General features: G+C 65.6%; 13 protein-coding genes. 6 read left to right on the plus strand and 7 right to left on the minus strand.

Features of this window, described 5'->3' with window-relative positions:
- Positions 1-174: 174 nt before the first annotated feature.
- Complete coding sequence (locus tag AU187_RS05290; protein WP_059098731.1) at positions 175-558, minus strand: hypothetical protein; 384 nt, start codon at positions 556-558, stop codon at positions 175-177.
- A 9-nt stretch (positions 559-567) separates the two neighbouring features.
- Positions 568-1326: an isocitrate lyase/PEP mutase family protein gene (locus tag AU187_RS05295; protein ID WP_059098732.1), complete on the minus strand. Its 759-nt coding sequence runs from the start codon at positions 1324-1326 to the stop codon at positions 568-570.
- A 111-nt stretch (positions 1327-1437) separates the two neighbouring features.
- On the opposite strand from AU187_RS05295, the gene AU187_RS05300 reads away from it, so the two are divergent.
- The 5 genes from AU187_RS05300 (at position 1438) to AU187_RS25380 (ending at position 5639) form a co-directional block, all read left to right on the plus strand.
- Complete coding sequence (locus tag AU187_RS05300) at positions 1438-1731, plus strand: Rv0250c family protein (RefSeq protein ID WP_059098733.1); 294 nt, start codon at positions 1438-1440, stop codon at positions 1729-1731.
- 48 nt (positions 1732-1779) lie between these two features.
- The gene (gene sdhC / locus AU187_RS05305) at positions 1780-2619 is read left to right on the plus strand and encodes a succinate dehydrogenase subunit SdhC (RefSeq protein WP_059098734.1); all 840 of its coding nucleotides are present in this window, start codon (positions 1780-1782) and stop codon (positions 2617-2619) included.
- Positions 2620-2652: 33 nt separating this feature from the next.
- Positions 2653-4617, plus strand: a complete 1965-nt coding sequence (locus tag AU187_RS05310) for a fumarate reductase/succinate dehydrogenase flavoprotein subunit (protein ID WP_059098735.1) — start codon at positions 2653-2655, stop codon at positions 4615-4617.
- Positions 4617-5369 carry a succinate dehydrogenase/fumarate reductase iron-sulfur subunit gene (locus AU187_RS05315; protein WP_059098736.1) on the plus strand — a complete coding sequence of 251 codons (753 nt, stop codon included), beginning with the start codon at positions 4617-4619 and terminating at the stop codon, positions 5367-5369. The genes AU187_RS05310 and AU187_RS05315 overlap by 1 nt, the downstream gene beginning before the upstream one ends.
- 96 nt (positions 5370-5465) lie before the next feature.
- Positions 5466-5639, plus strand: a complete 174-nt coding sequence (locus AU187_RS25380; RefSeq protein WP_156425577.1) for a hypothetical protein — start codon at positions 5466-5468, stop codon at positions 5637-5639.
- A 3-nt stretch (positions 5640-5642) separates the two neighbouring features.
- Here the strand turns inward: AU187_RS25380 and AU187_RS05320 are convergent, their stop codons facing one another.
- The gene (locus tag AU187_RS05320) at positions 5643-6131 is read right to left on the minus strand and encodes a flavin reductase family protein (protein ID WP_059098737.1); all 489 of its coding nucleotides are present in this window, start codon (positions 6129-6131) and stop codon (positions 5643-5645) included.
- 83 nt (positions 6132-6214) lie between these two features.
- Here AU187_RS05320 and AU187_RS05325 point away from each other — a divergent pair, with 83 nt between their 5' ends.
- Entirely contained in the window at positions 6215-6889 is a 675-nt protein-coding gene (locus AU187_RS05325) for a GAP family protein (RefSeq protein WP_059098738.1), read from the plus strand.
- A 4-nt stretch (positions 6890-6893) separates the two neighbouring features.
- Here AU187_RS05325 and pe read toward each other — a convergent pair whose 3' ends face one another.
- From pe to AU187_RS05345, 4 genes are read right to left on the minus strand one after another with little or no spacing between them, the layout of a single operon-like run.
- Positions 6894-8033, minus strand: a complete 1140-nt coding sequence (pe, locus tag AU187_RS05330) for an acyltransferase PE (protein ID WP_059098739.1) — start codon at positions 8031-8033, stop codon at positions 6894-6896.
- A 35-nt stretch (positions 8034-8068) separates the two neighbouring features.
- Positions 8069-9805, minus strand: coding sequence for an AMP-binding protein (locus tag AU187_RS05335; RefSeq protein WP_059098807.1), 1737 nt, complete (start codon positions 9803-9805; stop codon positions 8069-8071).
- A complete protein-coding gene (locus AU187_RS05340) occupies positions 9802-12807 on the minus strand; it encodes an MMPL/RND family transporter (RefSeq protein ID WP_059098740.1) in 3006 nt (1001 codons plus the stop codon). The genes AU187_RS05335 and AU187_RS05340 overlap by 4 nt, the downstream gene beginning before the upstream one ends.
- Before the next feature lie 26 nt (positions 12808-12833).
- The gene (locus AU187_RS05345) at positions 12834-14255 is read right to left on the minus strand and encodes a condensation domain-containing protein (RefSeq protein WP_059098741.1); all 1422 of its coding nucleotides are present in this window, start codon (positions 14253-14255) and stop codon (positions 12834-12836) included.
- Positions 14256-14320 lie beyond the last annotated feature (65 nt).

A 14320-nucleotide genomic window follows, 5' to 3' on the forward strand; every position in this document is an offset into this window, starting at 1 on the left:
CCGCCGACGTTAAGCAGCCGATATTGCCGCAATGTCGCCTCGTGTGAAGCGCCGATCACGGTGTGCTCACAGGGTTCGACGCGCGATGTGAGCCCGGTTTTGAGCTCTGCGGTGTGGCTTCGCTCACAGCGAAAGCAGGCCGGTGAAACCGACCGGGATACCGGCTTTGTCGCCTCAGTCGCCGGTCGTCTCCGTCGTCGTCTCATACCAATCCGACGTCGTCGTCTCATACGGATCCGTCGTCGTGGTCTCATACGGATCGGTCGTCGTGGTCGCCGTGGTCGGGCTGGTGGTGGTGGTCGTCGGGGGCGGCTCCGGCGCCCTGACTTCCGTGGTCTGCACGCTCGGGGTGGTGTAGCTGGTGGTCGTCGTCGGCGAGGTGGTGTACACCGACGGAGTCGACGAAGGTGCGGGCGGCGGAATTGTTTCCGGTACGCGGGCGGCGTCCGCGGTACGGATCACCGCATAGATCAGGATCGCCACCAGCACCACCGCCGCCACACCGGCGGCGATGACCAGCGGCTGCTGGTCCTCCCAGTTCCGATCGTCGTCAGCCACCGCCGCCCCCTAAGCCCACCGCTGCAACAACTCCTTGGCCCGCGTCGACAACGCGGCCTGCAGGAACGGTCCGAAGCTGACGCGTGCCACCCCCAACGGCCCGAACAACGCCGGGTCGTCCTGATCGGGCACACCGATCGCGTTCACCGGTAGCGGCAACTCGGATGTCAAGCGGCGCAAGGTGTCCGGATCATGCCGGCCCACCGGGTAGAGCACGTCGGCGCCGGCGGCAGCCGCCTCGGTCAGCCTGGCCACCGCGCGGTCGACACGGTCGGCGTCATCACCGTCCTTGCGCAGGAACAGGTCCGTGCGCGCATTGATCACCACGTGCACGCCGGTGCCGTCGGCCGCCTCCCGCAACGCGCCGACCAACTCCGCGTGCTCGGTGGACGACCGCAACCTGCCGTTCTCGCTGTGCACGGTGTCCTCGATGTTCAGCCCGACAGCGCCCGCCTCCAGCAGTCCGTCGATCAGGCGCCCCGGGGACTGGGCGTAGCCGGATTCCAGATCGACCGAGACCGGCACATCGACCGCCGCAGTGATCTGCTTGACGCGCGTGACCACGTCGTCGAACGCCATGCCCTCCTGGTCGGGTTTACCGACCGAGTCCGCCATCGGGTGACTGCCGACGGTCAGCGCAGCAAACCCCTCGCCTACCGCGAGCCGCGCCGACCAGGCGTCCCAGACGGTCGGCAGAATGACCGGGTTTCCGGGCTGGTGCAACGCCAGCAGGGCCTCGGCACGCTCTTTGAGTACCTGGTCGGGCATCGAGCCGTCTCCTTCGGTTTGACGTGATCTGTCTCACGGTGGACTGCATGATGTAGCTAGCATCGGGTGTCGTACTGTGATGCCTGACACCCTTCAGCCCAAGGAGGTCAATTGTCCAGCACTACCGAACTTGCCGAGCTGCATGAGCTAATCGGAAGCCTGCGGCGGTGCGTGACATCGCTGGCGTCGAGGTACGGGGATTCCCCGGCGACGCGTCGCATCGTCAATGATGCCGAACGCATCCTCAACGACATCGACCGTCTCGACATTGACGCCGAAGAGCTGGAGCTGGCCCGCGGCGTGGTGCACCACCACGCCGGCGACCGCATCCCGATCCCGGACACCCAGTACGACACCGATTTCTGGCGCGGTGTCGATGACGAGGGACTCGGCGGCGTCCGCTGACGCGGAGGTCCGTCAGGATCCGGGACAACTCGACATCGAAAGGCAACAGTGAGCGCACCCACCGCCGACCGCAAAGCGACCGGCGTCTTCTCAGCGAGCCGTGCAGAGATTCCGCAGCGCACCCTGCGCACCGACCGGTGGTGGCAGTCGCCGCTGATCGTCAATCTCGGCTTCGCCGCTTTCCTGATCTACGCGACGGTGCGGGCGTTCATGCAGAAGTGGTACTACGTTGCCGAGTACCACTACCTGACGCCGTTCTACTCGCCGTGTGTCGTGAAGTGGTCCGAGGCCGAGCAGTCCGGCTGCATCCCTGAGGCCAGCCACTTCGGTCAGTTCCTGCCCGATGTGTGGTGGCTGCCCTACGCGGCGGTGTCCCTGCCGTTCCTGCTGCTGTTCCGCCTCACCTGCTACTACTACCGCGGGGCCTACTACCGGTCGGTGTGGCAGGCGCCCACCGCGTGCGCGGTGGCCGAACCCCATGCGACCTACACCGGTGAGACGCGGTTGCCGCTGATCATCCAGAACACACACCGCTACTTCTTTTACATCGCCGTGCTGATCTCGCTGATCAACACCTACGACGCGATCGTGGCGTTCCATTCGCCGTCGGGCTTCGGATTCGGTTTGGGCAACGTCATTCTCGTCGTCAACGTGATCCTGTTGTGGACGTATACGGTGTCGTGCCACTCCTGCCGTCACGTCGTCGGCGGGCGCCTCAAACACTTCTCCAAACACCCGATCCGGTACTGGTTGTGGTCACAGGTCAGCAGGCTCAACACCAGGCACAAGGCCTACGCCTGGATCACGCTTGGCACGCTGATGCTCACCGACTTCTACATCATGTTGGTGGCCAGCGGTGCCATCCCTGACCTGAGATTCATTGGCTGACAGCTTTATTCAATTGGTAGTGAGGTTTATTTAATGGCGGAATCCGAGGCTCTCAGCGCAACCGGCTCACCTCAGGTGGAACGGCACTCATACGACGTACTCGTCATCGGTGCCGGCGGCGCGGGTTTGCGTGCGGTCATCGAGGCACGCGAGCGCGGTCAGAAGGTTGCGGTCATCACGAAGTCGCTCTTCGGTAAGGCGCACACCGTGATGGCCGAAGGCGGCTGCGCGGCCGCGATGGGCAATGCCAACCCGAAGGACAACTGGCAGGTCCACTTTCGCGACACCATGCGCGGCGGAAAGTTCCTCAACAACTGGCGGATGGCCGAGTTGCACGCCAAGGAGGCACCCGACCGGGTCTGGGAGCTCGAGACCTACGGCGCGCTGTTCGACCGCACCAAGGATGGCCGCATCAGCCAGCGCAACTTCGGCGGCCACACCTACGCGCGGCTGGCGCACGTCGGTGACCGCACCGGCCTGGAGATCATCCGCACGTTGCAACAGAAGATCGTCTCGCTGCAGCAGGAAGACAAGGCCGAGTTCGGCGACTACGAGGCGCGGATCCGGGTCTTTCACGAATGCACGGTCACCGACCTGATCTTGGACGAGACCGGCGGTGAAAAAAGAGTGGCCGGCGCCTTCGGGTACTGGCGCGAGACCGGCAACTTCGTCTTGTTCGAGGCACCCGCGGTGGTGCTGGCCACCGGCGGAATCGGCAAGTCCTACAAGGTGACGTCGAACTCCTGGGAGTACACCGGCGACGGGCACGCGTTGGCCCTGCGCGCCGGCGCGACGCTGATCAACATGGAGTTCGTCCAGTTCCACCCGACCGGCATGGTCTGGCCGCCCAGCGTCAAGGGCATTCTCGTCACCGAGGGCGTGCGCGGCGACGGCGGTGTGCTGAAGAACTCCGAGGGCACCCGGTTCATGTTCGACTACATCCCGCCCGTGTTCAAAGGCCAGTACGCCGAGAGCGTCGATGAGGCCGATCAGTGGCTGAAGGACAACGACTCCGCGCGCCGGACGCCGGACCTGCTGCCGCGTGACGAGGTGGCCCGCGCGATCAACTCCGAAGTGAAGGCCGGCCGCAACTCGCCGCACGGCGGAGTGTTCCTCGACATCGCGTCGCGGCTGCCCGCCGAGGAGATCAAGCGACGCCTGCCGTCGATGTACCACCAGTTCATGGAGTTGGCCGAGGTCGACATCACCAAGGAACCGATGGAAGTCGGTCCGACCTGCCACTACGTGATGGGCGGTATCGAGGTCGATCCTGACACGGCCGCGGCGACCACGCCGGGACTGTTCGCGGCCGGTGAGTGTGCGGGTGGCATGCACGGCTCCAACCGACTCGGCGGTAACTCCCTGTCGGACCTGCTGGTGTTCGGCCGCCGCGCGGGGCTCGGCGCCGCCGACTACGCGCGGGCGCTGACCGATCGGCCTGCGGTGTCCGAGCGGGCGGTGCAAGACGCGATCAAGCGGGCGCTGCTGCCGTTCGAGAGCGCGACGAACGGAGATACCCCGGAGAACCCCTACACCCTGCAACTCGATCTGCAGGACACGATGAACAGCCTGGTCGGGATCATCCGCAAGGCCGACGAGATCAGCGAGGCGCTCGACAGGCTGGCCGAGCTGCGCGAGCGGTACAAGCGGGTGCGCATCGACGGGGACCGGCCGTTCAACCCCGGCTGGCACCTGGCCATCGACCTGCGCAACATGATGCTGGTCAGCGAATGCATCGCCAAGGCGGCGCTGCAGCGCACGGAGAGCCGCGGCGGCCATACCCGCGACGACCACCCGTCGATGGAGTCGGATTGGCGCAAGACCCTGCTGGTCTGCCGCGTCGAAAGCGATGACACCGAGTTGGTGCCCGACGTCAGCGTCACCAGACAAGACCAGATTCCGGTCCGGCAGGACCTGCTCGACCTGTTCGAGCTCTCCGAGCTGGAGAAGTACTTCACCGACCAGGAACTGGCCCAGCATCCAGAACGGAGCAACTGATGGCCTATCAAGCGACCATGCGGGTGTGGCGGGGCGACCTCGCGGGCGGCGGGCTGCACGACTACTCCGTCGAGGTCAACGAGGGTGAGGTGGTGCTCGACATCATCCACCGCCTGCAGCAGACGCAGACGCCGGACCTTGCGGTGCGGTGGAACTGCAAGGCGGGCAAGTGCGGATCGTGTTCAGCGGAGGTCAATGGCCGGCCGCGGCTGATGTGCATGACGCGGATGTCGACGTTCGACCCCGACGAGGTCGTCACCGTCACGCCGATCCGCACGTTCCCGGTCATCCGCGACCTCGTCACCGACGTGTCGTTCAACTACGAGAAAGCCCGCGAGATACCGGCTTTCACCCCACCGAAGGATCTCCAACCGGGCGAGTACCGGATGGCGCAGGAGGATGTGAACCGGTCGCAGGAGTTCCGTAAGTGCATCGAGTGCTTCCTGTGCCAGAACGTCTGCCACGTGGTGCGTGACCACGAGGAGAACAAGGAGGCGTTCGCCGGTCCGCGGTACCTGATGCGCCAGGCCGAGCTGGACATGCATCCCCTCGACGTGCACGAGCGACGCGCCGAGGACGCCCAGGAGGTACACGGGCTGGGCTACTGCAACATCACCAAGTGCTGCACCGAGGTCTGCCCCGAACACATCAAGATCACCGACAATGCGCTGATCCCGATGAAAGAGCGCGCCGCCGACCGCAAGTACGACCCGGTGGTATGGCTCGGCGACAAGCTTTTCCGGCGCCGGTAGCAGCGCCGAACACGAAGCTCGAGCCGACGACGGTATGAGCCGGTTCGTCGTGGGTAGTCTGCAGTCAGCGGCCAATCAACGACGAAAGGCGGCACTGTGACTGCTCACAAGCCGGATCAGAGACCACACAGCATCAACGACATTCGCACTGCGATCCGCGAGCTTTCCGCCCGCGCCGAGTTGGCGCGCAAGGAGGGCCGCGCCGCCGACGCCGACGAGCTGGAGCGCCGCGTGGCCGGCTACCGCGAGGAGCTCAGCGCTCGCCCCTGACGATCACCCGCCGCCGAGGCGACGAAACGTGCTGCGGTGAAACACGATCGGGGCTACATCGGCGTGCACGGTGATGTCGCAGACCCGCAGGATCACGATCGTGTGGTCGCCGGCGGGGATCAGCTGCTCGATCGCGCTCTCCAGCCACACCGCGGTCCCGTCGACGAACACCGCCCCCGACTCGCGCGACACCGTCTGCAGGCCGGCGAACCGGTCGCCGGTCTTGGCGGCGAGCGTGCGCGCGGCCTCGTCATGCGCTTCGCCGAGCACACTGATCCCCAGGCTGGGCAGGTCCTTGAGCTTGGGCCACGTCTCCGAGGTGTTCTGCACGCAGAATGACACCAACGGCGGGTCCAGCGAGACCGGCACGAAGGTGCTCGCCGCCAGGCCGACGCGGGTGCCGTCCACCTCCGCCGCGATCGCGATGACGCCGGACGGGAAGTGCCCGAACGCCTCGCGCAGTGTCGCCGGGCTGAGATCGGTCGCGCTCATATCCTGTCCATCTTCACACGTGGCCGTGCGCGGCGGCCATGTCCGGGTACGCCGATCCCGCTGAGCGGTAGCCTGACCTCGACATGTGGATCACGCTCCTGATGATGGCCGTTGCGGTCAGCCTGGAGCCGTTCCGGATCGGCATGACGGTGCTGATGATCAACCGGCCACAGCCGGTTCTGCAGCTACTCACCTTCCTCACAGGCGGTTTCGTGATGGGGCTTTCGGTGGGCGTGATCGGGCTGTTCGTGCTGCGGCCGGCTCTTGGGTCTGCGCATTTCACGCTGCCCCGGGTACAGATCGTGGTCGGCGCGCTCTTGCTGGTCAACGCCGTATTGGTGGCCAGCGGTGTGCTTGGCGGTGGCCGGGACGACGGCGCGCCCGGCCGCGCGAACCGGATCGTGGGACCGCTTGCGACCCGCACCCGGCAATTGGCCAGCGGACGTTCGCTGTGGACCGCCGGCGTCGCGGGCCTCGGCATCGCGTTGCCGTCCGTCGACTATCTCGCCGCGCTGGCGCTCATCGTCGCCTCGGGCGCCGCGGCCGCCACCCAGTTCGGCGCCCTGATGCTGTTCAACGTGGTGGCGTTCGCGCTCGTGGAGATCCCGCTGCTGTGCTATCTGGTGGCCCCGGACCGCACCCGCGCCACACTGTCCGCACTGTATGAGTGGCTGCGGTCGCAAGGCCGTCGCGGGGTGTGCGTGCTCTTGGCCGGGGTCGGCAGCGTGCTGCTCGGGGCGGGGCTGGCCGGACTGTAGCGGCTCAGGGCTTGGGTTGGTTGTTCAGCACGTACTGAAGCCCGGACAGCAGCTGCGACACCGGGTCGGCGCCGCCGCCGAAGGCGGCCTGGGTGGCCGGGGCGGTGACCTCCGCCGGGTCATAGCCGTTCACCGGATCGACTGTGATCGGCGCGGTCAACGGGTTGTCGTGCCGGGAGTAACCCGCATCCACGTACGGCTTGAGCACCGCGTCGAGCTTGATCAGCGTCTCCTTGTCCACTCCGAGATACTTGAACGGCATCACCAGCGGAAGGTGCTCCTCGGGAATCATGAACGTCGTCGTCTTCGCGCCCCGGGAGTTGACGGTCGTGCGAATGTTCTGCGGTGGCACCATGCTCGGCTCGGTGAACGCGACCGCGGTGTGACCGGTCGCGAGGCCCACGATCGCATTGGCGACCGATATCCAATTGTCCGGCCGGTCGGGCCAGTCGGCGATGCTGTCGTAGGCAGAGACGAACTGGTAGGTGTCGTATTGGCTCTCGACCGGCGGCGGAATCCGGTAGTCGAGCGAGGGCACCACGCTGCCGACCGGAAACATCTGCGTCAGGAAGCTCTCACCGAAAGCGTGCCGTGCTACCGGATCGCCGTACATCGCGAAGCTCAACTCGTCCGGAGGTGGGGCGGCCGGGTCGTACGCCAGTCGTGCCTGTACCTCGTTGAGCACCATCGCACCCTCGGACAGACCGATGGCGGTGCCGGGCCCGCCCTCGCGGATCGCATTGATCAGATTCGGCGCTCCGACGTCGACCGACTCGCCGACGCTGGGACCGTCGACGCCCAATCCCGGGAATGAGTCGTCCAGCTTGCCGATGCCCGGAAACAGCCGCTCCAGGGTGTGGCCCTGAACCTGCCCGGCGGGATAGTCGACGATCTGCCGGTCCAGTCCCGGAAACCAGTCCGCGCCCGTACGCATGATGTATTCGTCATAGGGGATGCCCAGGACGTGGGCCCCGCCCAACGCGTACGCCCGACCGGGTGTACCCAGCGGGGGCGGTCCGTCGGTGGGGCTGGGTGGGCTTGGCGGCACGACCGGTGACTCTTCGGCTCCCGCGACGCCTAATCCGAAACACCCTGCGACGCCGATGGTTGTCAGTGAGGTGCAGAGTGCGAGAAGTCGTTTCATGCGTTTCGCAACCTTACTCCGTATCGGCCTGGGACTCAGGCGTCCAACCGAATGAAATGGTCTCGCCGATACCGCTCGACACACGCCGCGCGCCGGATCTTTCCGCTCGTCGTCGTCGGTATCGACCCGGGCGCTACCAGCACGAGATCTTCGACACTCAGTCCGTGCGCATTCGCTATCGCGGCCGTGACATCGCTTTTCACCGCGCTGAACCGGCGCGCCGCGTCGTCGTCAAAGTCAGTCGGCTTCTTGAGTTCGATGATGACGACCAGCTTTTCGCTACTGTCCACCGGCACCGCTATCGCCGCGACCCGACCGCGGGTGAGCTCTTGCACCGTCGCCTCGATGTCTTCCGGATAGTGGTTGCGCCCCCGGATGATCAGCAGATCCTTGATACGGCCGACGATGAACAGTTCGCCACCATGGACGAAACCGAGGTCGCCGGTGCGCAACCACGGCCCTTCCGGTGTGCCGGGTGATGGGTCGACAAGTGTGGCGCCGAAGCAGCTCTGCATCTCTGGCGGCTTACGCCAATAACCGTCGGCGACGTTCTCGCCGTGCACCCAGATCTCCCCGATCGACTCCGGCGGACACTCGCGATGCGTCTCGCTGTCGACGATCCGCAGCAAAGGAGACTGCGGCACTTTGTATTTCACGAGCGCAGTGCCTTTGCCGGCTGCGCAGGGCCGAACCCGGCCCGCGCCCAGTTCCTCGGCATCGAAGTGAGCAGCCGGCGACGATTCGCTCCAGGTGCCCGACGCGACGAAGACCGTGGCCTCCGCCAGGCCGTATGACGGGCGCATCATGTGGTCTCGGAAATTGAAGTGCGCGAACCGATCGACGAAGCGACGCAACGTGGCCGGCTCCACGCGTTCGGCACCGCTGATGATGCCCACCACGCCACCGAGGTCGAGCCCGTTCAGATCTTCGTCTGTGGTTTTGCGGGCGGCGAGGTCGAACGCGAAGTTGGGTGCCGACGACCACGCGCGCGGGTTCTCTGCCAGCGCGCGCATCCACCGGGCCGGTCGCTCCAAGAAGGACACGGGGCTCATCAGCGCGGCGGGACGGCCGGTCAGAATGGGTGCGCAGACTCCCAGCACCAAGCCCATGTCGTGGTAGAACGGCAACCACGACACGAGCGTGGTGTCCGGCGGAAACGGGGACTCCGCGAAAAAGCTTCGCATCAGCTGATCGAAATTCGCTGTGAGGTTGCGGTGCGAGAGCACCGCTCCGGTCGGCAGCCGGGTGGACCCCGAGCTGTATTGCAGATACGCGGTTTTCGGCAGATCAGCGGGCTCCAGGCCGGCACATTCGGCGTCCAGATTCAGCGAGTCGACCTCGACGAGCTTCGGCGCCGTGTCCACTCGTGACTGACCGACGAAATCGCCGACGTCGTCCGCGGCCGCCGATGTCGTGAGGACAACCGAGGGCTCCGTATCGGCAAGGACCGCACTCACCCGCTCATGGCTGGAACCGCGATGGGGCAACGGCAGCGGAACCGCCACGAGCCCGGCCTGCATGGCTCCCAGGAATGCCAGGATGTACTCCAGACCCTGTGGGGCCAGGATCGTCGCCCTGTCACCGGTCGACCCGTATGACCGAATCTCGCGTGCCACATTCATCGTTCGCCGTGCCAGCTGCGACCACGTCAGTCTCTCCGAGATGCCGGCTGGGTCGTGGTCGTAGGCGGTGAAGGTGAACGCGACCTCGTCGGGACGCAGGCTGGCGCGTCCATGCAGCATCGACAGAATCGATGACTCAGGCGTTGTCATTCCACTCCTGTCCGCTCGGCTGGCGCCCGCGACATCGGCCGGCGCGGACCGATCCGTGACGGCCACCAGTTCGCCCGGCCGATCAGCGCAGCGATGGCAGGCACCGTGATGGTGCGGACGACGAACGTATCGAGAAGGATCCCGACCCCGATCACGAAACCGCCTTGGACCACGATGCCGATACTCGAGAACAACAGGCCCGCCATCGACGCGGCGAAGATCAGGCCCGCGGCGGTGATCACGCCGCCCGTCGAGCCCAGGGTTCGGATAACGCCGTAACGCACGCTGTGCGGCGACTCGTCCCGAAGTCGCGACACGAAAAGCATGTTGTAGTCGGCGCCCACGGCAACCAACACCACGAACGCCAATGGTGGCACGCTCCAATGCAATTCCTGCCCGAGGATCAGCTGGAACGTCAGGACACCGAGACCGACGGCCGCGAAGTACGAGATCACCACGGACCCGACGAGGTAAAGCGGCGCGACGACCGTGCGCAGCAGCACCATCAAGGTCAACAGCACCACGATGAGCGTCGCGGCGATGATGAATCGGATGTCCTGCTGGTAGTAGTCACGCGTGTCCCGCAGTGCGGCGGGGTATCCGCCCATCGATATCGTCGCGTCGGCCAACGCGGTGTTCGGCTGCGCGCCCCGCGCGACGTCCTGGATCTCGTTGACCTGATCCATCGCCTCCGGGCTGAACGGGTTGAGCTCAGTTTGGACCAGGTACCGCACCGAGCGACCGTCCGGCGAGATGTAGGCCGTGGCGGCTTTCTGGAAGTCCGGCAAATTCAGGACCTGGGCGGGAATGTTGAAACCGGCCTGCGACGGGTCAGCAGCGTTGCTCCTCATCGTCAGCAGAAAGGTCGACGCCTCGTTCAGTCCGGCGGCGATCACCTTGACCTGTTTGACGAGTTCATCCACCCCGCCTGCCACCTCCCGGCTCCCGGCGGCCAGGCGGTTCGCGCCCTGCTGCAGCTCGGTCAAGCCTTGCTGTGGACCACCGGGTTGGTCCAATCCCATGGCGTCGACCGCCTTGGCGACATTCGCCATGGCGGCGTTGAGCTTGGTCACCGCCTCGTTGAGGGTCTGCCTGTCCTCGACGCCCTGAAGCTGGTGCGCGAGATCGTTGATCTCGTCGAGGCCTCCTTCGTCGCGCGCGGCAACGAGCCGCTGAAACTGCCGGCGAGTGTCGACGCAGGAGGGGTTGGCGTCGCAGACCGCGTTGCCCTGAAGCGCTGTGAGGACCGGGCCGATCCAGGCGAAGATGTCCTTGACCGCGCGGAAGTTCACGCCCATGGAGTTGCCGAGCGCGTTGACGCTGGCGACGAGCTTGGCCGCAACTTCGACGTCACGCACCAGCGCATCGCCGCCGTACTCGGTCCGCACCGAGGAGAACGTGTCGACCAGGTCCTGGATGCTGGGCGCGATCGTGTTGATCTGACCACGTACGTCGGCCAGTGTGTCGGCCAGCGTGTCGGCTCCGGCGGTGAGGCGGTTGAGGTCGCCGGCGCGTTGACCGATCTGCTCGGAGCCGTCGGCCAGCCGGTCGCCGACGATGCCGGCCTGATAGGTGGCCCGGAACTCCCGTGGCACTTCGCCGAGGGGTCGGGTGATGCCACTGACCAAGCCGACGTTCGGCAATTGCGCCACCCGCGAGGCCATCTGCTCCAGGTCGGCAAGGGCCCGCGGGTTGCGCAGGTCATGCGGCGACTGGACGAGGATGTACTCGGGAATGGACTGGCTGATCGGGAAATGGCGTTCCAGCGCGGCGTATCCGATCGAACTCGGCGCCGACGCCGAGACAACCTTGCGATCGTCATAGTTGTAGCGCGCGAACACTGCCAGACCGGCCAGCAGCGCCAACACGAGCACACTGCCGACCAGATGCGCCACGGGCCGGCGCACGATGCGGATACCTGAACGCCTCCAGAACCGGGCGGTCAGCTCCCGCCGCGGCTTGACCCAACCACGCGGTCCGGCGAGCACGAGTATCGCCGGGAGCAGTGTCAACCCGGCGAGGAAGGCGATGCCGATCCCGATCGCCGCGGACACCCCGACAGTTTTGAACACACCCATCTGCGCGAAGCTCAGCAGAAGGAATGTGAGCCCCACCGTGACGGCGGATGCGGTGATCACCTTCCCAATGGAGATCATCGCCGTCTTGACCGCCTGATCGAAGTCCTCACCCAACCGCAGATAGTCGTGATAGCGGCTGATGAGAAAGACCGCGTAGTCCGTTCCGGCGCCGGCCATGATCGCACTCAGGAACACGATGGACTGGTTGGAGACGCCGGAACCGGTCAGGTGGGAGTACCCGGCCACCACGGCCTGCGCGATCACCAGCGACGATCCGATGGTCACCAACGGCAGCAGCATCGTGACCGCGCTGCGGTACACCAGCAACAGCACGCCGAGAACCAAGACCGCGATCGCGATCTCGATCGGAAGGCGATCCTGTTCGCCGGCGACGGTGAGGTCCGCGACGGTCGCCGCGGGGCCGGTCAGATGGACGTCGACCGAACTGCCGGCAACGTTGAGCTTGACGAGGTCGGCCACCCGGTTGAATGAGTCGAACGCCCGCGGTGTGCCCAATTCCCCCTCGAGGTTGACCGGGAGCACCCAGGTCGTCTTGTCCTCGCTGGTGAGGAACGGCCGAAGTTGGGGCGTGCTGACGAAGTCCTGCACCGACACCACATCGGTGACGTTGTCCCGCAGCGCGTCCACGAGCTTTCGGTACGTGGCCTCGTCTGCGGGGGTCAGACCGTTCTCGTTGACCAACGCGATCACCAAGAGGTCGTCGTTGCCCGATTCGCCGAACGCCTCGGCCATTTTCTGGGCCGTGACGCTCGACGGCGCATCGCTGGGCAGGATGTCGAGCGGGTGCTTCTCGGCCATTTCGCCGAGGGACGGAACCGCCAGGGGTAGGGCGATCGCCATCGCGACCCAGACCCCGATGACCACCAGGGGCCACCGCACCACGAGATCGGCTAGCCGTCGCATATCGCCCTCATCATCGTCGCGTCACGCTATGCGACGCGCCCCCACTGCCCGCTGTCGGCGACCAGCGCGCACACGGACTTCATCGTGTTCATGTAGCGGGTAACGGATTTCCTGGCGACCGCATTGTCGGGATGCATGATCGCCATCACCGTGCCCTCGCCGTATCGGAATATGTAAATGGTGAGCTGGTAGGAGAATCGGCCGTCGGGGTAGATCCCGATGTTGTCGGCAAGGCCGAGATCGGCGGCGGCGAGCACAGCGTTGAGCGGAGCGGCACCGGCATGGAAGAAATTCGACACGGGGAAATTCGGCCGAGGCCAACTCAACCAGGGTGCCAATTCCAGTACGCGGTAATACGGCACCTTTGCCATGTTCAGATTCGAGTCGAACGAATTCTGCGCCGCCCACGCGGCATCGGCGAATGAGGCCGCGCCGATCGGCACCGTGATCGGAATCAGGCCGGTGAACCAACCCTGCGTCATGAAATTGTCCGTGGCCGAACGCGAATCCCGGGGCGTGAGCCCGTAATAGGTGAGCGCACCGGTCAGTTCGTGTTCGACCTGGGCGAGGCAGGCGAACAAGCCGCCGACGAAGCGGGCGCCGACCGCCGCGCAGGCCGCTTCGAAGCGCTCGGTCTGTGCGGGGTCCATCAGGACTTCCGAAGTCATGTCGCTGCTGGTGGAGTCGAGCGGGTTGCCCAGCGGAAGCGGGAATTCCGGAAAGCCGCCTTCGTTGCTTTCGGCGAATTCGATCCATGCCCGCACGTCGGGCGAATCCACGGTCAATTCCGACGTCCGTTCTCGCTCGCGGACACAGAAGTCGTCGAAGCTACCGGCTTCGGGAAGCGCGAGGGCCGCGCCGCCGCCACTCAACGCCGAATACATTCCGTTCGCTTCCAGCATTGTGGTGCCGATCAATGTCGCGTCGCCGTGGACGTGATCCATGGCCGCGAAGAAAGTGAACTGGTCTTCGCCTTGGATGATTCCGAACGTGAAGCAGCCCCACTCCAACGGATTCGGTATGCCGACGACATGAGCGCGTATCTCTTCGATCGTCATGCCGCCGTGAGCGATCGGCGCGAATTCGATGTCGGCCGGATCGTCGATGGCGTGCCGAATGAACTCTCCATCGCCGCTGTGCTCGAACCAGCTGCGGAACGTGTCGTGCCGGCGCAGGTAGGCATTCACGGCATGGTCCATTGCCGCGATGTCACACTGGCCAGCAACCTCGCAGCTGGCGATGATCTGCCGGGAGAAATTTCGGCCCGCGGCCGTCAACTCGCAATAGTTCCGCAAATGCTGGCGCTGCATGTAGCTGATCGGCACCGGACTGACGGGGGCTCGCCGGGCCGCCTCGGCCGCCTCGGCCGTCGGATGCCAGGAGGTGACCGAGCCGGGAGTCAGCGACCATTCATCGAGTGCGCCCACCGTGATCTTGCCTATGCGCAATGCTTGGTCCTCTCCTGGACTCCCAGCTAATGCCGGCCTTCAAGGCCGGCATCACTCATGGCGGG

It is taken from the genome of Mycobacterium sp. IS-1556, from assembly GCF_001499985.1.
In the GTDB taxonomy this organism is placed as follows: domain Bacteria; phylum Actinomycetota; class Actinomycetes; order Mycobacteriales; family Mycobacteriaceae; genus Mycobacterium.

Coding starts and splice junctions, on each gene's coding strand:
- AU187_RS05295 (WP_059098732.1), bottom strand. CDS start 1,326: ATGCCCGACCAGGTACTCAAAGAGCGTGCCGAGGCCCTGCTGGCGTTG.
- AU187_RS05310 (WP_059098735.1), top strand. CDS start 2,653: ATGGCGGAATCCGAGGCTCTCAGCGCAACCGGCTCACCTCAGGTGGAA.
- AU187_RS05315 (WP_059098736.1), top strand. CDS start 4,617: ATGGCCTATCAAGCGACCATGCGGGTGTGGCGGGGCGACCTCGCGGGC.
- AU187_RS05320 (WP_059098737.1), bottom strand. CDS start 6,131: ATGAGCGCGACCGATCTCAGCCCGGCGACACTGCGCGAGGCGTTCGGG.
- AU187_RS05325 (WP_059098738.1), top strand. CDS start 6,215: ATGTGGATCACGCTCCTGATGATGGCCGTTGCGGTCAGCCTGGAGCCG.
- pe (WP_059098739.1), bottom strand. CDS start 8,033: ATGAAACGACTTCTCGCACTCTGCACCTCACTGACAACCATCGGCGTC.
- AU187_RS05335 (WP_059098807.1), bottom strand. CDS start 9,805: ATGACAACGCCTGAGTCATCGATTCTGTCGATGCTGCATGGACGCGCC.
- AU187_RS05340 (WP_059098740.1), bottom strand. CDS start 12,807: ATGCGACGGCTAGCCGATCTCGTGGTGCGGTGGCCCCTGGTGGTCATC.